The following is a 19,858-nucleotide window of genomic DNA, read 5'->3' as shown; positions in this document are numbered from 1 at the left end:
AAGTTAAATGACTTTAGAAAAACGGTTTTTATGTGTTTTATCTAAATACTCATCAAATACCATCGCTACATTACGTCCTAGCAGGCGACCTTTAGGTAATACACGAATACCAGCTATATCCATATCGATAAGCTTGTCCTTTTGCATTTCACCGAGTTGTTGAATCTCATCAATAAAGTAAGTAACTGCATCGATACCGAATTTTTGATTGACGTCTTTAAAGTCGATGTAATCATGACACAATAAGTTCATGATGACATATTCACGCAAGCGATCTTTTATGGAAGTTTTTATAACTTTGACTGCCGGCATGACAGTAGGATTATTACTTACCGCATCAAGATTGTCTTGATAAACCTGTAGGTCAGTATCATTTTGCAAGATATAACTGCTATTAGCATTGATAATTTGGCTGATCGCTGAAACCCCAAAGCCTAATAAATCACAGTCGCCCATAATGGTATAGCCCTGAAAGTTACGATGGAGATGACCTTCGCGCTGTGCTACCGCCAACTCATCGTCAGGTTTAGCGAAGTGATCAATACCGATATATTGATAGCCAGCTTCGGTTAAAGTATTGATGGTATTGCCTAACATAGCAAGCTTCGCTGCTGGATCTGGTAAATCTTCATTTTTAATTTGGCGTTGGGCTTTAAAGCGCTCAGGTAGATGCGCGTAGTTAAATACCGATAAGCGATCCGGTGACATCTCAATAATACGGCGTACGGTTTTATCCAAAGTAGCCGGGGTCTGATGTGGTAAGCCATAAATCAGGTCAATATTAATAGAATGAAAGCCTAAATCGCGGGCCTCATTTAAGATATTGGCAATCATTTCTGCTGAATGTACCCGGTTTACGGCAATTTGTACCGCTTCATCTAAATCTTGCACCCCTAAACTAATTCTATTAAAACCTAGGTTACGCAGAGTCTGTAGGGTCTCGTCGCCAAGCTCACGTGGGTCAATTTCAATAGAATAATCGCCCTCGTTTTCAGGTAAAAACTCAAACTGAGTTTGCAAGAATTCCCAAAGCTGTACCAACTCTTCATCACGCAAAAATGTCGGCGTCCCGCCGCCTAAATGTAGTTGCTTAACCAGTGGTTTGGTAGCGTCATCTGCTATAGATAATAAGCTGCGTTTATGTTTAATCTCAGTAATGAGATACTGTAAGTAGTCGCCTGAATCGCTATTTTTTTTAGTGATAATCTTATTACAAGCACAGTAGTAGCAGAGATGGCGGCAAAATGGAATATGAAAATATAAGGATAATGGGGCGTATGCTTCACGGTTTTGTAGAATTTGGGTCTCAAGACCGTTAGGTATTGGCAAAAATTCTAAAGCAGTCGGGTAGGAGGTATAGCGTGGTCCCGAACGATTGTATTTATTAATAATTGTTTCATCAAATGTTGGTAACTGCTTGGTAGCAAGCGTACCGCGAAGACTGGCATAAGGGTTATTCAGCTGCGCAACAGGACGGGCAGTCGTGGGCTGCTCATTTGGCGGCGTGTGTGGAGTGATAGGTGGCTGCTGTGCGTCATTATATTCTGAGTGTTCTGGCATGCGACATTCCTCGTTTTGACCCTATTTATTACCATTTTTTGCGTTATTAATCCGTACTTATCTAAACGTTACTTATTATTCTGCTAGAAATGACAACACTAACTAAGTTAAGCTCATCATTTGCTATATGTTCGATTGTAATACTTACAGCTAAATGGACAATAACTATTATAACAAATCCTTGCTTATAGTGGGGTGGCCGACCCATTCTTTTAAACAGCCTATATTCAGTTTCTTGTACTGACTTTATAGTGAAACGGCCATAGTAGCACTGCAACAATTAGAACCTGAATCATTAGGTTTTATGGATAATAAGACACGACATTTGCGCACTGATAAATAATGCTCTATCATCAATAGCACTCTATATCTGGAGACTATTATGTCGTTTGCTCAAGTCTACACCCGCTCGGTTGTTGGTTTGCACGCCCCAAAAGTCATTATTGAGGTACATCTGTCATCAGGATTGCCAGCCCTAACCATTGTAGGTTTACCTACAGCAGCGGTTAGGGAGAGTAAAGATCGAGTACGCTCCGCCATTCTCAATTCAGGTTTTCAATTTCCCAATCGACGTTTGACAATCAATCTAGCGCCCGCTGACTTACCTAAAGATGGTGCGCGGCTTGATCTGCCTATCGCAATTGGTATTTTGGCGGCGAGTAATCAGCTCAATCCAGAAGATCTATCAGGGTTTGAATTTATTGGTGAGTTGGCACTTAACGGTGAGCTTAGGCAAGTAACGGGTAGCTTGGCAGTAGCACGAGTGATAAAGGCTGAGGCGATAGCATTGGAATCTGAACAAGAGTCGCGACAATTAATAGTACCTGCTAATAATGGCGCAGAAGCCAGTCGCGTTGAAGGCGTAACTATATTAGCGGCTCAAAGTCTAAAAGCGGTTTGCAACCATCTGCAATCGTTAGCAAATCCTAAAGCGACGGATGCGCGTCTAGAAATTGTACCACCAACTCCCGCTCAGCAACATGCAGGTTATCAAGTAGACTTAGCGGACGTTAAAGGTCAGCATCATGCACGGCGCGCGTTAGAGATTGCGGCAGCAGGTGGGCATTCGCTATTATTTACAGGGCCGCCTGGTTCCGGTAAGACCTTAATGGCATCACGGCTGCCGACTATCTTGCCAGATTTAAGCGCTGAGGATGCGTTAGAAGTCGCTAGCACTTATTCAGTAGCCGACAGCGACTATGATTATGGCACAAGGCCATTTAGGCAAGTTCATCACACCGTGTCAGCCGTTGCCTTAGTTGGTGGCGGTTCGCGTCCCAAACCGGGGGAAATTACTTTAGCTAATAAAGGTGTTTTGTTCTTAGATGAATTACCTGAATTTGATCGTAGCGTGTTGGAAGTATTGCGTCAGCCATTAGAAGCCAAGCAAATTACTATCAGCCGCGCCAACTCTCAAATGACTTTTCCGGCTAATTTTCAATTGGTCGCTGCGATGAATCCTTGTCCATGCGGTTATGATGGTGATGTATCAGGGCGTTGTCGCTGTCGTCCTGAGCAGATTAAGCGTTATCAAGATAAGCTCTCAGGACCACTGCTTGATCGCATTGATCTACATATTACCGTGCCAGCGCTACCGATTGCAGACCTGCAAAATAGCAGCGCTGGTGAAACTTCAGAGCAAGTACGGATTAGAGTCGCCGCAGCGCACAAGCGGCAACTGGCACGGCAACAAAAAGTGAATAATGAGCTTAGTCCCAGTGAAATTGACAAGTATATTCAACTAGGCGAAGGCGAGCAGCAGTTATTACAGTTGGCCCAGCAGCGCCTTAATCTTTCCGCTCGTGGCTATCACCGTGTACTGCGCGTTGCCCGTACTATCGCTGATCTTGCAGACAGCACGGGTATTACCAGTGCCCATGTGTCTGAAGCGCTTAGCTACCGGAGCAAATAGCATCTATAACTTGCATAGCATAGTCGGTTCAATTTAAAACAGACACAACGCAGCTGGTAGAAAATTTTGCAGCCTCTGTCTAGCGTAGCGCACAGTACGCCAGAAAATTTTTATCAGCCGCAGGTATTTATTTGTGACTATTGTTTAATTAGTATCTGCCGAACAAACAATAGTAACCAAACTTTTGAAAATAATATTATCTAGAATAAGCCAGTAATATTACCAGCGTCGTCTACATCAATACGCTCGGCTGAAGGACGTTTGGGTAGGCCTGGCATTTTCATAATAGGCCCACAGATAACCACAATAAACCCTGCACCGGATGAAATACTGATATCGCGCACATGGATATCAAAGCCGGTAGGTCGCCCGAGCAGCTTAGCATCATCGCTTAATGAATATTGAGTCTTGGCGATACAGATAGGCATTTTATCTAGATTGAGCGCTTCTAATTGGCGAATTTTGGTCTGCGCAAGTCTACTGATATCAATATCCTTGGCCCCATAAATACGCTGGGCAACCGTGCGAATTTTATACTCAATGCTATTATCATTGTCAAAAGCCAAACGGAATTGGCTAGGCTTATCTTTATTATCATTAAGTAGCTTAAGCAGTGCATTCGCTAGCGCTTCCCCGCCCGCGCCGCCTTTTTCCCAAACTTGAGTTAGAGCAACCTCCACATCTTTCACCCGGCAAGCTTGCCGTACCATCTCTACTTCGGCATCGGTGTCGCTGATAAACTGGTTAATGGCGACGACTACCGGCAGGCCGTACACCTCTTGCATATTTTCGATGTGTTTGAATAAGTTTGGTAGACCTTGTTCAAGCGCTGGCAAGTTTTCAGTCATCAGCTCATTTTTCGCAACGCCACCATTGTATTTTAACGCCCGAATAGTAGCCACGATAACAGCAGCATCTGGCATGAGCCCTGAGAGCCTACATTTAATATCACAAAACTTCTGCGCACCTAGGTCAGCGCCAAAGCCAGCTTCGGTAAGAGTGTAATCTGCCAAATGCATGGCAACGCGGGTGGCAATCACCGAGTTACAGCCATGGGCGATATTAGCAAAGGGACCGCCATGGACAATGGCTGGCGTGCCCTCAATGGTTTGTACCAAGTTAGGCTTGAGCGCCTCTTTTAGTAAGGCGGTCATAGCGCCATGGGCATTAAGGTCTCTGGCATAAATGGGCTGTTTGTCTTTATTATAAGCGACTAAAATATTACCCAAACGCTGTTTTAAATCGGCTAAATCTGTCGCCAAGCAAAAAATAGCCATCACTTCAGAGGCGACAGTGATATCAAAGCCATCTTCACGCATGACGCCATCGGTAGTTTTGCCCATACCGTTAATGATGTTGCGTAGCTGGCGGTCATTCATATCTACTGCTCGCCGCCAAAACACTTGTTTTGGGTCAATATTCAGCTTATTACCTTGGTAAATGTGATTATCCAGCATTGCGGCTAGTAAGTTGTTTGCCGCGCCAATAGCATGAAAATCACCGGTAAAATGCAGATTAATATCTTCCATCGGCAACACTTGCGCATAACCGCCACCAGCCGCACCGCCTTTCATACCAAATACCGGGCCTAATGACGGCTCACGTAAGGCAACCATCGTTAGCTCACCAGACTTTTGCTGTTGATGTAATCGGTTTAAAGCGTCAGCTAGGCCGATAGTGATCGTGGTTTTACCTTCACCAGCAGGCGTCGGATTAATCGCAGTGACCAATATCAATTTGCTACGTTTGGCTTTAACAGGCTTGGCAAACACATCGTTCGGATTTATCTTCGCCTTATAATGCCCATAAGGTTCTATATTATTGGTAGATAGGCCAATTCTTTCGGCAATACTATTAATTGACTGTAAGGTAGCGTTTTGGGCGATGCTAATATCGCTAGGTACGGTCATGTTAAAGGTCTCTTTAATTTTTATATTACTTTATATCATTTTGTATTGGGCCCAAAAAAATAGCGTCGTCATACTCGCTATTTTAGTTTTTGAGAAGGACGTGACATGTGCATATCGTTAAAGTTTATCGGTGTAAAGTTACACTCAGGGTGTTAAAAGTTAGGGTGTTAAAAGTTAGGACGTTAAAATCTATGAAATTAAAAACTATGGTGCTAATAGATAATCAAGCAAGTTTGCGAAATTTTCAAAAACTTGATTGGGATTACTCTCGCTAATATATTTTCCGTAGTTATAACCGTAAGACAGTCCGATGGTATCGATGTTAGCATTCTTACCTGCTGAGATATCATTGATCGAATCACCAATCATGATAGCTTCGGCTGGGTTAAATTTAAGAGTCTCACAAACATGGAGTAGTGGTGCGGGATCTGGCTTTTTGAGAGGTAGGCTATCACCACCTAATACCATATCAAATAAGGGCGACCAACCTAAGCCCTCCAGAATTTTTGGTACAAAGCGAATGGGTTTATTAGTGACTAACGCTAAAGTAAATCCCGCAGCCTTTAACTGTTGTAAACCTTGGTCGACATCAGGGTAAGAGGTTGTTTTGCTAGCGTCATGCTCAGCATAAGCGGTAAAGAACAATTGCTCAGCAGCTTCAATCTCTGCTACAGATAAGCTTTTATCAACTTCAACGCTGCCAGATAAGGCACGTTCAACCAAGGCTCGTGCACCATTCCCTACCCACTCTTTTATGGTATCAATGGGATAATTTGCTTTGCCCAATTGCGTGAGCATAAGGTTAGCAGCATCAGCCAAATCAGGTACGCTATCAATCAAGGTACCATCAAAATCAAAAATCAAAAGTTTTTTATTCATCATTGGTTCTCATTATCCCTTACCGTTTAAAGTTTTGCGCTTGTTTTATTTATACATCAGCTTTTTTAAAATACTTATTACCTTAGCATAGCAGAATCTTGCATCTAGATTTTTTACGCTGTTGTTCTAGGACTATTTATTCCAAAATAAAACTGGTAAACGTATTTCATAGAAATTTAATAAAAAACACTCAAATTTGTTGCTTACGAGTTCTTAAAGTCGTTTGTTTGTCTCTGCTAAATCCTATCTGCAACAGGCGCCTTACAAAAAAGACGAAGCCTATTCATATCTTTAATGATTTTGGATGCTTATAGAGGATTTTCTGCACTATTAAATCTCTTGATAACGCTGACGGTGCTCAGCTTTCATTGCCAGATACGTTTCATTTTCTCGGCAACAATCCCATTTCTGTTTAAAGATACGTGCAGACTCAGCTTTGATAGGATCTTCTTGTTGGCGTGGTAGTTCCGCACGACCATGCGCACCGCTTTGACCTTTTTTGTCGTCAGGGACTGCGCCTTTGTACTTTTTGCCACCTTTATGATTGGCATAGCGCCGCGCCCGCGTATAGCCCATTTGGATGAACTTACGCGCCATATCAGCACCGACAAAGTCATCAGCAGCCAAATAATCTAAAAACATCTGATAAATCGTCTCGCTGCTTTCTGTTGCGATATCAGGAGTGGCAAAGCGCCAATGGGGCAAGATTTCAGATTTATAGGGCTCAACCAATAGCACGCCTTGCTCACCGCGACCGATACGATATAACTCAGGTTGCACCCGCAAGTCTAAATTCTTATAATCCAAATCGTAATCAAACTCTCTCATAGCTTGTTACCTGCTAGACCGTCACTGATTTTAGTATACTGAGCGCACTGGCGTAAAAAATAGCACAAAAATGTTATTAGACTGTGATAGTCGCTCTTTAGAATACGATGCTACTTTTTATCAAAAATAAACGCTGAATAGCAAGCTCTTAGCAAAAAATATAAATAGGTCAGATTATAATGAATAAGTTTATCAGAGATAAGCAAGCGTATACCGTATCATTAAGTACCATGATAGTGACGCTAGGACTATTACTAATAGGCACTGTGTTGAGTAGCAGTAACGCCCATAGTGCTTGGTTTGAGCGCTTGATACCCCAAGGTGAAACCTATACGGTGAAAGAGATAGATCGCGATGTGGCTTTTGTGATTGATGACTTTATTTACGATGCACGCAAATTTTGTTATTTAGCAGTCGGTGATCGGGTCGTGTTTTTTGAAGGGCAGTATGGCATTGATTATCACGCTACCATCTATGATTTAGATTCGCGTGAGCGTTGCGAGCTATTATTAAGAGACCGACTACATTAAAAAATGAAGATATCCACCTGACCATCATCAGCATAGTAATGATAAGCCAATAAAATAAAGACATAAAAAAGCCCCAAACATTGCTGTTCGGGGCTTTTAAAATTCTAATAACGAAATGGTGGCTCGAGGCAGGTTCGAACTGCCGACACACGGATTTTCAATCCGTTGCTCTACCGACTGAGCTATCGAGCCGTCTTCGTTGAGGACGCTATTAAACTAAATATAGAGCTTGCTGTCAAGTTATTTTTGAGTTATTTACTATAAAAAAGTAAAGATAGACGGTTATAGCCTAATAATCTAAAATAGTTTTTGTTATTATTGTATATAAATACATTTAGATTTTAACCTGCAGCAGCTCATATTCAGTCATGATACGATGAATATCTGCATCAACCGGTACAAATTGACGCACGCCTTTTTTGATTTCAGCATCATAAACCAACTTAATAAACTTAGCATCAATGGCACGATTACGGTTCTCCGGATGCACGGTTAAATATTGCAAGCGTTTGGCATCGGTTTGTCCATCGTCAAAACAGCCAACGGCAGCGATAGGCTTATCGTTAAACATGCCGACATAGAAGCATTGTCCACGTCGAAAGCCTTGCTCCACAATCTTTAACACCTCAACGCCATCAGGCTGATTGTCATCGGCATCATACAAGGCTTGCAAGCGTTCAGCTAATTCGTGCTCACGAGCTGGTTTTTGAATAAGGGGCGCATCTAAGTTGTTGATAGCAATCGCTTCTAAAGGCATAGTTGGTTCCTGTCGTATTGTGCGTATACAGCGTTGATTGATAATACTGAACGCCCTATTTTAGCAGAATTATACAAATATGGGCGTGGTTTGCTGCTTGGTCGTGGCAGTAAATCTTAGGGTTTGCTATGATGAGGTTAGATAACACCTAGAACGTACTTTATGAGCTTTTTGTGTCATTGAAACCTAACTTTTGAGTTTAATTACGAAGTAATGACTCCGGATAAAGTATGTCAGTGTTTAACCTATTTATTAAGAAGTATTTTATTGAAAGTCAGCCTTTATTATTTTCATAGCGCTTTGACTTTATCTCGAACATATTGGGTATGTTTTTAGCCCTATTTTATTGACTTTATATTTATAGAGGGTAGTTATGACCGCCAATTCTACTGCACAATCTCAAGACCAAAACCCATCTTCATTATCAAGCCATAATTTACATGGCCGTCCTGCGCGTACTGCCACCGTTGAGCGCATTACTGCCGAGACCCAAGTAACCTGCACGGTCAATCTTGATGGCACAGGTCAAGGCACTGTAGATACAGGCGTACCGTTTTTGGATCATATGATTGACCAAATCAAGCGTCACGGTCTTTTTGATTTGGAAATTAAGTGTACTGGTGATACTTTTATTGATGATCACCATAGTGTTGAAGATACCGGTATTACCCTGGGGCAAGCGTTCGCTAAAGCATTAGGGGATAAAAAAGGCATTCGTCGTTACGGGCATTTTTATGCGCCACTAGACGAAGCATTGACGCGTGCGGTAGTCGATCTTTCAGGGCGTCCCGGCTTACATATGGACATTCCATTTACGCGCTCGCATGTGGGTAAGTTTGATGTGGATTTATTTAGCGAATTTTTCTATGGCTTTGTTAATCATGCATGGATGACGGTACATTTGGACAACCTAAAAGGTAAAAATAGCCATCACCAAATCGAAAGTACTTTTAAAGCCTTTGCACGGGCGCTACGTATGGCGTGCGAGTATGATGAGCGGGCGCTAAATACCTTGCCATCGACTAAAGAGGCGTTCTAAATGAGCAAAGTAACCAAAATTGCGCTATTAGATTATGGCATGGGCAATTTGCACTCTGCCAGTAAAGCTTTATCAGCAGTCGGTGCGGAAGTCTCCATCACCAATGACCCTAAAGTCGTTGCGGCTGCGGATAAGATTTTCTTCCCTGGCGTTGGTGCGATGCGTGCTTGTATCGATGGTATGCATGAGGCTGGTATTGATGAGGTGATACGTCATGCAGTATTTAATAAGCCAGTGATGGCTATTTGTGTGGGGATGCAGGCATTATTTACTGACTCTACTGAAAATGGTGGTACGCCTTGTCTGGATATTTTAGAGGGTACGGTAAAAGCTTTTGATCCAGCATGGACCGATGAAAACAATGCGCATATTAAAGTGCCACATATGGGCTGGAATACCATCAAGGGTATGGATTTTGATCATCCACTGTGGCATGGCATTGAAGACCACTCGCATTTTTACTTTGTGCACAGCTATTATTGCGAGCCAGCAGACAGCAAGCAAGTAGCGGCTGTTTGTGATTATGGGCAGCCATTTTGTGCCAGCATCTTGCAAGATAACTTATTTGCCACTCAGTTCCATCCCGAAAAGAGCCATAGCGCAGGCTTGCAGTTATTGAAGAATTTTGTGGATTGGGATATTTAGATAAACGTGAATTAAATATTTGATTCAGCAGTAGGGTAGGTTAGCAAATGTGTAGCCTGAGCGAGGAAGGAGCAAAGCACTGCTTTGCCCTCGTGCAAGAGAGCTTGCATTGTCGCAAACTCTTTTTTATTCTTATTTTATTCTGAGTTATTTGCTACTCTCTTATATGTGGAATACACAGTGGATTTTTATACCTTTAAGATAGGCATCATGAATGCCACAGGATTAGACAAAGATGCCCTACATATTTATGTGGGCATCAGCGTTTACCTATTAAGTTTAATCCTATTTCGTCCGATTTTCAGAAAATACAGTATTAGGTCATTTATTGCTTTAATCATGGTGACCTGTATCGCCTTATTAGGCGAGTATTTAGATAATCGCCATACTATTACAGAGCTAGGTATCTCGGGGATAGGAAGCGCAGAGCTAAGGGCTAGCATCCATGATCTTATCAATACTTGCCTGCTCTCTTACCTGCTCTACGCGCTTACCTTATGGACCAAGATTTTCCAATCAGTTACTAAACCAACCAGACTACTGAAACAACGACCATAGATTGATCTGGTCTACTTTGAAATGAATTTAAGTAAGATAGGCTGTTATTGGCATTAACCTATTTATTATCATACAACTCTCTTACCACTTTACCAATGACCTTAATACCATCAATCAGTGTTTGTTCATCAGCAGCGATGCTCATGCGAATACATTCATGCGCATGTTTATAGTTATCAACATCGACACCGGGAAAAAAGTGTTTACTTGGAACAATCAAAGTGCCTTTTTCCTTAAGAATTTCGTATAGCTCGACAGTAGTAATAGGTAAGTCTTTAAACCACAACCATAAAAATATCGCGCCCTCAGGCTTATGAATCGATAATGGGTAATCACCTAAAGCTTCTTTTAACAGGCGTACGGCTGTATTCGCTTGCTGCTGATAAAAAGGCTTAATAGCCTCATCAGATAACTGCTTAATACGGTCGTCTTTTACTAATGGCGTGGCAATGGCAGCACCAAAGCGAGTTGGGGCTAGATTGACCACTGCATTCATTGAGCTTACCGCAGAAATGACTTCAGGATGAGCAACAATAATACCGGTACGTACGCCTGGCAAGCCGATTTTGGATAAGCTAAAACATAAAATCGTATTGTCATCCCAAGTTAAATGCGCGTCAGAATAAATGATATTGGGAAAGGGCATACCGTAAGCATTATCAATAATTAGTGGTACATCATAGCGTTTTGCAATTTCAGCTAGGTGGCTCATTTCTTCATCGGTTAGCACATTGCCGGTTGGATTGGTAGGACGTGAGCAGCAAATCGCCCCGATACGACCCTCGACGAGCGCCGGTAATTGTTCGAGCGCCTCAAAGTCTACGCGATATTTAAAGAATCCTTCCTCGCCATCATGTGTGACTTCATCGATGTGCGGTAATACGGCAGTGAAATGCTGACCATCGATATGCACATCACTATAACCAATATATTCAGGCGCTAATGGCAGTAGGATAGATTTATCTACCGACTGGTTTTGCTCATCTGTAAACGCGCCGCCAAATAGATTAAATAGATAAAAGAAGGCGTTTTGCGAGCCATTAGTGAGGGCAATATTTTCAGCGCTCAAATTCCAATCATAATGACGATTAAAGAAGTCCACTAAGGCCTCAATAAAATCAGCATCGCCTTGCGGGCTAGAGTAGTTACTCATGCTATTGATAGCAGTGCTTGATAATTCATCAGAGCCATTTTTACCAGAAGTATTTTTGCCAGAGCTTCCGTCATTACCAAGCGCTTGAAAGGTCTGTAGAAACAATTCATTGACCGCATCAATACGGGCAGGATTACCACCGCCCAGCATATTAACCGGCTGATCACTTTTTAGCGCATCGCCTAAATCATCCATAAGCTGAGAAATGCCAGTCGGCTGAGTAAACTTCTGCCCAAATTTTGAAAAATTCATAACTATTCCATGTTTTTATAAGGTTGATAACTTAAAGGTTAGTATAACAAATGATAAACTTTAAATAAGCTAAAAAAGGCCTAGAGTCGAATCTAAGTAATTTCGATACAAAGAAACTGAGTGCAGCTCTTACCTCGAGTACAATAAGTAAGGTTGACACCGTAGTAGAATTGTTTGAATTCGGCTATCTTAAATCATTGCTCGTACTCGTGCCATAATCCCGCGCCCAATCACTAAGCGCACATAAATAATCGAAATGCTCAATAATAAGGCGAGCAACACTAGTGTACCGACACCGATACTCATCCATGGCATACTAAATTGCAAATTAAACCAGTAGGTAATGACTGCCCAAGCGCCAAGACTTGCAATAGTCACTGCGAACGCTGCAGCACTGATACCTAGCAGCCCAAGCTCTAAAATATTAAGTGTATATAAGTCGCGCTTTTGCATCCCCAACAAACGGAACGACGCGCTTTCTTGCATACGATCTTGTGAGGTAGATAATAACGAGCTGATCAACACCATCACCCCAGTTAGCAATGCCAATAGGGTAAAAATATAAACCAAGCGGCTCATTTGTACAACCAACTCTTGGACTTGCTTAGCGATTGCGGTGCCATCAATAGTGGTAATCGCAGGGAAACGGCGTACCAATTTACCTTGTAGCTCGGGGATATCATCGGCTGGCATATGAGCGGTGGCAAATTGAATTTGCGGGGCGGCAGACAATACAGAAGGCTCAAATAAGAAGTAAAAATAAGGACTTGGACCGCGCTCATAACGTGTACGAATACTGGTAATTTGACCAACAATCTCAATGCCTTGAATATTAAAGCGTACCTGATCGCCCATCTTAACGTTTAGCATGCTTGCCGCCGTATCTAAAATAGATAGTGGCGCAATTTGCTGGTTTGGTTGTTCAGCTCCTTGGCCTTGTTTAGTCTCAGCAGTAATAGGAGTGTAGAGTTTGTCATCTTGCACAGCAGAGGTTATAAACTCAGTTTCCATTACCGTATCGGCATAGCTTAAATTAAAGACTCGGGTAGGATCGTCAAACCCCTCAGCAGGCTCAATATCTTGCACAGGTACATTATTAGCAGTCACCACCCGTGCGCGAATAACGGGGTAATAGCTGACGGGCGCGCCAATTAAGTTATTAATGTCGTCGTGTTGGTCACTTTGAATATCTAATAGAAAAAGGTTGGGTGCATCTTCAGGATAAGCATTAACGAACTGTGCATTAATACTGTGATTAAGGGTGGTGATTAGGGTCAGCACCGCCACCGATAACGATAAGGTAACGAAGAACAGCGCTGACTGATTGCCTTTGCGAGCAAGGTTATGGATAGCAATACGCTGCATCCAACCTATCTTACTATAGGTAGCCAAGCGTGACAGGAACCACAGCCAACCGCGTGCCAATGCCCAAAATATGGCAATGAAGCCAATCAATCCTATAAGCAGCTGCCCAGCAAGCAGCCATGATTGTACTTCATAGGCAAAAAACGCATATAATCCTGCTAGCATCAGCCCATACCACAATAGCGGTAGCTGTCGATACCAAGGTAGGCGTTGCGCCTGCTGACTGGCACCTTGGCTGAGAAGGGTTGCAGGCTTAGTCGTGCTCAGTGTGCTAAGGCCGCGTTGAGTGATAAATAAAGTCAGTACTAACGCAATTACGATAGTTTTAACAATACTGATAGGCTTAATTGCCAGGCCAATATCAGCAGGTAAAATAGCGGCAAGATAAGGTTGACCAATCTTAAGCAAAGCTAGGCTAAGCAATATCGCCGCAATACAGGCTATTACAGCTGTTCCCATTAGCAACCGATAATAGCTGCCTTTAATCGATCCTATAGGCTCACCTAAGGCCATCCGAATCGCATTGTTAGACTGCTGCTTGGTCACAAAGGCGGTAATCACCCCATACATCGCTACCGCTGATAACAACAGTACTGCAATGACCAATAGCTTTAAAAACATTAGCACATTATCGGAGATGCGCGATACTGAGGTGTCTGCTGACTCAGCATCGGACAGCTCAATATCTGGATAGTTTGCGAGTATTTGCGTTAGCTGCTCGCGCTGGCTGGCCATTAGCTCAGGGTCACCTGCCAGCTCAATACGATAACTAATACGGCTGCGCTGACCTAATAAGTTAGTCGCAGCCAACGCATCTTGTTGCATCAGTACGCGCCCGCCAAAACCAAAGGCGGTTAATGGACGATCTGGCTCTTTGACCAGCTCGTCGCTAATGGTAAATTGTGCATCACCAATGTTAATACGATCACCCACACGTACGTCTAAGCTTTTGAGTACTTCAGGGGCGACCACCACGCTATCGGTAGTGAGTTGTTGCCATAACGGTTTTTCGGACGCCAGCGCTACCTCTCCGTATAACGGATAAGCAGATGACACTGCCTTTACGCGGGCAAGTAAGGTTTGCTCATCAGTCACTACCATAGCGTTGAACTGATAGTCATAGACTGTTTGAGTATCAGCGAGCGTTTGCACCTGCGTGACTACTTCTACTGGCCAGTCTTGGTTGCTGGTTAATACTAAATCCCCGCCGACCAGCGCGCGCTGATTGTCGTTGATATAAGTGTTCACCGATTGCTGAATGGAATCGAGGGTCAGATAAGTGGCAAGCGACAATGTTAAAGTTAATAAAAACAAGACCGGATAGACCCAGCGTCGCCACCAGCTGCGGCTTAAGGCTTGTGTCCCTAGTGTACGAGTAAGTATTTGGCTTATCATACCAACAGACTGCGTTGATGGCTCATTATTCATTGAATGGCTATCCATTGACTTATTATCCACTATGCTAAAATCCGGCCATCGTGCATGGTAATCACTCTATCAGCCATCTTGGCAAGTGCGGCATCATGCGTCACGACGACTAGCGCCGAGCCCACTTGTTGGCGTAAGTCTAATAGTAGCTGCATAACTTGGTTGGCATTTTGTTCATCTAAGTTACCCGTTGGCTCATCCGCAAACACCACTTTAGGATGTGATACCAGTGCGCGCGCCACCGCTGTGCGCTGCTGCTCACCACCAGACAATTGGTTGGGCAAGCTATTACGCCTATGACCCAATCCGACTGCATCGATCAATTCAGTCACTCTTGCTTTATTTGGACGCCGGGCAATATCGAGTGGAAAAGCAATATTTTCAGCCACTGTTAATGTGGGCAATAAATGAAACGATTGAAATACAAAGCCCATATCGCGCTGCCGGATAACCGCTAATGCATCCTCATCAAGCGTGCTTAATGGCTGACCAGCCAATTCAACTGAGCCGCTATCTGGGTAATCTAGAGCCGCTAGTAATCCCAATAAGGTGGATTTTCCTGAGCCTGACTTACCCATAATCACTAAGAATTCGCCAGCATCAACATGAATATTGACGTCTTTAATAATAGACAACGTCTGCTCACCGACCTGGACGGTTTTATTCAATTGTTTGCCAACCAACAGCACTTTTTCTTTTTCTATCGTTATTGGCATTGATTGCGATGTTGAGGTTGTTGATTGCGATGTCATTGTGTGATCTCGATTGGTTTTGTCTCTACTGGTGCTGGCACGTTTGTATTAGTAGACAGCATCTGCACAATCTTAGGTTCTAATATTGGTAAGATATTGTCGTTAACGATAATGGTATATCCTTCGGCTGTAGGATGAATCGCATCTGCTTGGTTGAGATTTGGATCTGCTGCCACTCCATTTAATATAAATGGAATGAGGGTTACGTTCATATCCTGAGCTATTCTTGGATACATTGCTGCAAATGCTTGGACATAGTCAGAGCCTAGATTGTCATAAATCTGCATGCCGCCTAAGATGACCTGGCTGCCATTGTCCTGTAAATGCTTGACAGCGGTACGAATATTGGCCTCAACGGTTGCCACATCAATACCGCGAATAGCATCATTTGCGCCAATAGTTAAAATAGTAATATCAGGTTTGGTTTGGGTGACCCAGTCCAAACGATTAACCAATCCCGTGCTGGTCTCACCGCTCAACCCTGAATTAATAACCTTGACATTTTTATAGCCCATCTGCTGAAGGCGTGCCTCTAACTGGGCGGGATAATTCGCATCATTTGCTACGCCAAGACCTTCAGTGAGTGAATCGCCCAGTGCCAATATGGTCAAGGATTGACTATTTGCTTGCTGAGTAGTTTCAATAGCGGTTTGATTGTGAGTCGTTTGATTACCAGTAGCTTGAGCATTCGCAATGGGCTCCTCGGTGATATCAACTGGTTCAGGATTTTTTTGGCAACCACTAATTGTCAAAATTACCGCCAGCATAGCAATGGCTATATAGTGATAGGGGCGTTGTATTACTGAACCTGCTACTAAACGGCCATTTAAACTGAATGATACGTTCATCATAGTTATTTTGTCCTATATCCAATCGGTTTAGTGTAGCAAATATTAAGGCGTGTTAAACATTCAACAAAGTCTATTTGTGAATATTTAACACGCCTGAGAATAGCAATATTGCTGCGTTAGGTACAAGAGTGAGCTTAGCGGATATTGATGAACGATATTGCAAGTAAATAATATCTGTCTATTACGCCCAAAACAAGCAGGTATGTCACACTTTTATAGGCATTATATCCGCTTCCCATCGACCATTATCGGACGACTAACCAGCCACGCAACACCTACGTTACCAATCATCAAAATCAACATAATTAATAGAGGTAAGTCCCAACTACCAGTTGCCTGATGTAGCCAGCCGGTACCTAGTGGACCGAAAAATGCAATGATATAACCGACTGCTTGTGCCATACCGGACAGCTCGCTTGCTTGATTGGCCGTATAAGTCCGCAGTGAAAACAGCATCATGCTTAAAGTAAAAATAGCTGAACAACCAAGACCCATGATTCCTGACCATAACCATGCCAGATCAGTGGATAAAAAGGTAATCCCCAATATACCAATCACATTTAAGATAGAGGCAAACACCGCCAAGGCCTGAATAGGACGACCACGATTGACCAGCCAAGTTAAGCTTAAAATAGATAGCGGCGCCATGAACTGAAAGACTGAACCCATCTGCCCTGCTATCACCGCAGGTAGACCTTTACTCACCCAAATAGAGGGTAAAAAGCTGGCCACGGTGTAGAACAATAACGACTGTAAACCCATAAAAATAGCAATCTGCCATGCAAATGGCGTGCGCCACATTGAGATATCTGAAGAACCTAGCGTGGCCAGCGCCGCCGTTTGATTGTTTGATGAGCCTAAACGCAGTCGCAAAAATATCCAGATAATAATCGCAAAGATACCCAAGAACGACCAACTACCAAGTGCCCATTGCCAACCAATATACTCAGATAAAGGCAGTACCACTCCGGCCACAAGCCCTGCGGTTACCGTCATAGTCAGGCTAAACAGACCAGTCACTAGGGGGATATGGTTGGGTGTGCGCTGCTTGATCACCGGAGCGGCTAAAGTATTGGCAAAACCGATGGCTAAGGTAAGTATAACCGTACCAGTCAAAAATCCAATCCACGTTGGGATGATGGTACGAACAATCATACCGATGGTCAAAAAGACAATCATCGCAATTAAAGTATTCTCAAGACCAAAACGCTTCCCAATCGTTGGGGCAATCAGTGCACCAACTGCAAAGGTCAGCATCGGCACCGCACCCAGCCAGCCGATTTGGGTTTCAGAGATGTTAAGGGCGTCTTGTACCACTGGTGCGATCGAGCCGAGCGCAACAATAGGGGCGCGCATATTAGTGCCCAGTAAAATCATGGCACCTAGCACCAGCCAAAAAGTAAAGCGTGAGGAGGGTAGGTTAAACGCTTTTGGCACATCCGAGCGAGGCTTGGATTGTAAATCAGAAGGGGTTGACATAGCAGCACGACAATCAGAATAAGAAAAAGGACACGTCATTAAAGAGCGCCGGAGAACCGCCACTCACAAAATAACACCAAAGAAAATTCAACAAGACGGTGATTGAGAGTTCGGTCAGAATTAGAAAAAACGTATAGAGCTTGCAGAAAGCAGATATTCAAAGGTTGAGCAAAACGGTTAGATAAAGATATTTAGTAAAAACACTCATCAAGAATGAGTATCGCAGGAAGCGATTGATATTTATCTGATTTAACTCAGTCTTGAACAAGACTGAACACCATTATAAGAGCAGATGGTACACGACGACTACCAGCGTATGGTAACACGCTGGTAGTATTACGAGTTATGAGGTGCTATTACGATATTGGCCACATAATAGTTAACATTTCATGAGCAATATTTAGACATTACTATTTACCTGACCAGATATCTAAGGGCCAGAAATTTTATAATGCAGGCTTGCCCAATTGAGCTGCTTTAACGGCATTTATCTGCTGATCAGCAACCGTAGATTCACACTTGTTAGGGTCATCACCACAATACGAGCATTTTTCATTGCCCATTAACTTAGCAACACCACCGCAAGAGCCTTTAAGTGGTTGTTTTTTAAACATATAACCAATACCCATAAAGATAAAAAATAGCACGAATACGGTAAAGGTAATAGCAAGCATGGGAAGTAATTGGCTAAACATGAGGTAACCTCGTTTTAAAAAATGAGACAGTCATTAATAACAATGACTGTTAACAGTATAACAAAATTTTGACCTGCTCGTTTACCATCAAGATTTTATTATCAACGCTTAAGGCTTTTTGTCGGCTCGTAGTTGTTGCATAGCTGGCGTTTGTACCATTTGCCAATCATCAAGGCTGTCAGCTGCCGCATCTGCTTTGACACCATCAGCAAGTACCACAAATAACGCGGCAATATTTTGTTCTTTAGCCGTTGCTAAAGCTTTGGCATAAGGCATTGCGGTTAATGCGGTCGCCCATGCATCAGCAAGCGCCACAGAATCTGCTGCCACAGTCACTGATGGCGCACCGCCAGCGATAGGCGCACCAGTGGAGGGATCAATGGTGTGACTATAGCGCTTACCATCAAATATCACCGAATTACGGTAGTTACCCGAAGTCGCCAGATACATCTGATTATCATTATTCATAGGTTGACGGATCGCCGCAATCGTTTGGCGCTCGCTTACTGTACTGCCTTCAATGGGCGCATCAATGGCGATTTGCCATGGTTGTTGTTGTCCGCTAACCCCAGATGTCGCTACTTCACCGCCAATCTCAACCATGTAATTATGAATTTGATAACGATTTTTGAGTACATCAGCGATGACATCGACGCCATAACCTTTGGCTACTGCCGAAAAATCAAGTCCGATACCGTCTTTAGTTTTATAAATGGTTTTATCGTTTTGAACAACCCCTTCGAAATCTACTAATGCGCGTGCTTGTACAATCTCTACGGGGCTGGGCGGACTTTGCAGGCGTTCAACGGTCATGGTACTGCCAAAGCCCCAAGTTTCGATAAGTGGCATGACTGTGGGATCAAATGCGCCATCTGATTGCTCATAAACTTGCCGTGAAACTTCCAGCACGTGGCTAAAATCAGCATCAATAGTGATGGGTGTGTCTTTGCCCAACCGATTAAATTTAGAGATAGTAGCATCAGCTTGATAAGTAGACATACTGTCATTAATCTGTTGCAAGCGCTCATTAATCGCCGCTTGAATAGCGGTCTCATCAGCGTCTTCTGGCAACTGATAGCTAATATGGTAACTGGTGCCCATGGTCTCGCCGCTTAGATAGTTATAATCAGGCTTTTGCTGACAGGCGGTCAATACTGACAAGCTTAAAGTTATAGTGGTTAGCGCTGTTAGCTTGCTCCAGTTACTATCTTTTAAACTATTTTTATTTAAATTATTAGGGATGTTGTTAGCTGTTAACGTCATAA

At 43.1% G+C, this 19,858-nt stretch carries 16 protein-coding genes and 1 tRNA gene; 4 read left to right on the top strand and 13 right to left on the bottom strand.

Going from position 1 to position 19,858, the window contains the following annotated elements; all coding sequences use genetic code 11:
- Nucleotides 1–3: 3 nt before the first annotated feature.
- Complete coding sequence (hemN, locus tag AAEY88_RS09120) at nucleotides 4–1,560, bottom strand: oxygen-independent coproporphyrinogen III oxidase (protein WP_350561643.1); 1,557 nt, start codon at nucleotides 1,558–1,560, stop codon at nucleotides 4–6.
- Nucleotides 1,561–1,942: 382 nt separating this feature from the next.
- Between hemN and AAEY88_RS09115 the strand changes: the two genes are divergently transcribed.
- Nucleotides 1,943–3,472 (top strand): YifB family Mg chelatase-like AAA ATPase, encoded by a 1,530-nt coding sequence (locus AAEY88_RS09115; RefSeq protein ID WP_350561642.1) that lies wholly within the window; start codon nucleotides 1,943–1,945, stop codon nucleotides 3,470–3,472.
- A 200-nt stretch (nucleotides 3,473–3,672) separates the two neighbouring features.
- On the opposite strand, the gene AAEY88_RS09110 is transcribed toward AAEY88_RS09115, so the two are convergent.
- The 3 genes from AAEY88_RS09110 to AAEY88_RS09100 all read right to left on the bottom strand — a co-directional run bounded on the left by AAEY88_RS09110 (nucleotide 3,673) and on the right by AAEY88_RS09100 (nucleotide 7,089).
- A complete protein-coding gene (locus AAEY88_RS09110) occupies nucleotides 3,673–5,382 on the bottom strand; it encodes a formate--tetrahydrofolate ligase (RefSeq protein ID WP_350561640.1) in 1,710 nt (569 codons plus the stop codon).
- A gap of 204 nt (nucleotides 5,383–5,586) precedes the next feature.
- Nucleotides 5,587–6,261, bottom strand: coding sequence for a phosphoglycolate phosphatase (locus AAEY88_RS09105; protein ID WP_350562053.1), 675 nt, complete (start codon nucleotides 6,259–6,261; stop codon nucleotides 5,587–5,589).
- 330 nt (nucleotides 6,262–6,591) lie between these two features.
- The gene (locus AAEY88_RS09100) at nucleotides 6,592–7,089 is read right to left on the bottom strand and encodes a DUF4385 domain-containing protein (protein WP_350561638.1); all 498 of its coding nucleotides are present in this window, start codon (nucleotides 7,087–7,089) and stop codon (nucleotides 6,592–6,594) included.
- Between the two features lie 179 nt (nucleotides 7,090–7,268).
- On the opposite strand from AAEY88_RS09100, the gene AAEY88_RS09095 reads away from it, so the two are divergent.
- Nucleotides 7,269–7,619 carry a hypothetical protein gene (locus AAEY88_RS09095; protein ID WP_350561636.1) on the top strand — a complete coding sequence of 117 codons (351 nt, stop codon included), beginning with the start codon at nucleotides 7,269–7,271 and terminating at the stop codon, nucleotides 7,617–7,619.
- A gap of 116 nt (nucleotides 7,620–7,735) precedes the next feature.
- On the opposite strand, the gene AAEY88_RS09090 is transcribed toward AAEY88_RS09095, so the two are convergent.
- A tRNA-Phe gene (locus AAEY88_RS09090) sits at nucleotides 7,736–7,811 on the bottom strand.
- 142 nt (nucleotides 7,812–7,953) lie between these two features.
- Entirely contained in the window at nucleotides 7,954–8,376 is a 423-nt protein-coding gene (locus tag AAEY88_RS09085; RefSeq protein WP_350561634.1) for a hypothetical protein, read from the bottom strand.
- A gap of 373 nt (nucleotides 8,377–8,749) precedes the next feature.
- Here AAEY88_RS09085 and hisB point away from each other — a divergent pair, with 373 nt between their 5' ends.
- Both hisB and hisH read left to right on the top strand, forming a co-directional pair.
- Complete coding sequence (gene hisB / locus AAEY88_RS09080; protein WP_350561632.1) at nucleotides 8,750–9,415, top strand: imidazoleglycerol-phosphate dehydratase HisB; 666 nt, start codon at nucleotides 8,750–8,752, stop codon at nucleotides 9,413–9,415.
- Entirely contained in the window at nucleotides 9,416–10,060 is a 645-nt protein-coding gene (hisH, locus tag AAEY88_RS09075; protein WP_350561630.1) for an imidazole glycerol phosphate synthase subunit HisH, read from the top strand.
- A gap of 616 nt (nucleotides 10,061–10,676) precedes the next feature.
- On the opposite strand, the gene AAEY88_RS09070 is transcribed toward hisH, so the two are convergent.
- The 7 genes from AAEY88_RS09070 to AAEY88_RS09040 form a co-directional block, all read right to left on the bottom strand.
- Nucleotides 10,677–12,023 carry a valine--pyruvate transaminase gene (locus tag AAEY88_RS09070; RefSeq protein ID WP_350561628.1) on the bottom strand — a complete coding sequence of 449 codons (1,347 nt, stop codon included), beginning with the start codon at nucleotides 12,021–12,023 and terminating at the stop codon, nucleotides 10,677–10,679.
- Between the two features lie 189 nt (nucleotides 12,024–12,212).
- On the bottom strand, nucleotides 12,213–14,816 hold the full coding sequence (locus AAEY88_RS09065; RefSeq protein ID WP_350562051.1) for an FtsX-like permease family protein: 2,604 nt from the start codon (nucleotides 14,814–14,816) through the stop codon (nucleotides 12,213–12,215).
- Between the two features lie 29 nt (nucleotides 14,817–14,845).
- A complete protein-coding gene (locus tag AAEY88_RS09060; RefSeq protein ID WP_350562049.1) occupies nucleotides 14,846–15,532 on the bottom strand; it encodes an ABC transporter ATP-binding protein in 687 nt (228 codons plus the stop codon).
- 32 nt (nucleotides 15,533–15,564) lie between these two features.
- The gene (locus AAEY88_RS09055; RefSeq protein ID WP_407074445.1) at nucleotides 15,565–16,419 is read right to left on the bottom strand and encodes an arylesterase; all 855 of its coding nucleotides are present in this window, start codon (nucleotides 16,417–16,419) and stop codon (nucleotides 15,565–15,567) included.
- Between the two features lie 222 nt (nucleotides 16,420–16,641).
- Nucleotides 16,642–17,898, bottom strand: coding sequence for an MFS transporter (locus AAEY88_RS09050; RefSeq protein ID WP_350561626.1), 1,257 nt, complete (start codon nucleotides 17,896–17,898; stop codon nucleotides 16,642–16,644).
- 446 nt (nucleotides 17,899–18,344) lie between these two features.
- Entirely contained in the window at nucleotides 18,345–18,593 is a 249-nt protein-coding gene (nqrM, locus tag AAEY88_RS09045; RefSeq protein ID WP_350561624.1) for a (Na+)-NQR maturation NqrM, read from the bottom strand.
- 108 nt (nucleotides 18,594–18,701) lie between these two features.
- Nucleotides 18,702–19,856 carry an FAD:protein FMN transferase gene (locus AAEY88_RS09040; RefSeq protein ID WP_350561622.1) on the bottom strand — a complete coding sequence of 385 codons (1,155 nt, stop codon included), beginning with the start codon at nucleotides 19,854–19,856 and terminating at the stop codon, nucleotides 18,702–18,704.
- Nucleotides 19,857–19,858: the final 2 nt, after the last annotated feature.

Origin of the sequence: Psychrobacter sp. CAL346-MNA-CIBAN-0220, from assembly GCF_040309805.1 — a bacterium.
GTDB lineage: Bacteria > Pseudomonadota > Gammaproteobacteria > Pseudomonadales > Moraxellaceae > Psychrobacter.
Note: the sequence above shows the minus strand (reverse complement) of the source record. Positions and strands in the feature narration are given on the sequence as shown.